This window comes from Bartonella sp. TT121SHDZB (genome assembly GCF_042193415.1).
Taxonomy (GTDB): domain Bacteria; phylum Pseudomonadota; class Alphaproteobacteria; order Rhizobiales; family Rhizobiaceae; genus Bartonella.
Window position 1 is genome coordinate 1 of sequence record NZ_JBHILR010000064.1, and the last position, 283, is coordinate 283.

The 283-nt window shown below is 66.8% G+C and carries 1 protein-coding gene; it reads left to right on the forward strand.

All coding sequences use genetic code 11. The features are described from left to right. Positions 1–283 (forward strand): transposase (locus ACFIKI_RS08495; protein WP_375666774.1); only part of this gene is annotated, 283 nt, incomplete at both ends.

A 283-nucleotide genomic window follows, 5' to 3' on the forward strand; every position in this document is an offset into this window, starting at 1 on the left:
GGCGACCCTGGCCCTCAAGAAGGCCCTGATCGAACGGGCGCTGGGCGGCGAGATGAATCACCATCTGGGCGACCCGCCAGGTGCGTCCAAGCCAGCCACGGTGAGCAATCAGCGCAACGGCACGGGCGCCAACACGGTGCTGACCGAGGGCGGCCCGGTCCGCATCGAGGTACCGCGCGATCGTGACGGCAGCTTCGCGCTGCTGCTCATCCCCAAACAAGAACGACGCTTCAAGGGCTTCGACGCGAAGACTGTCGCCATGTATGCCCGGGGCATGACCGTG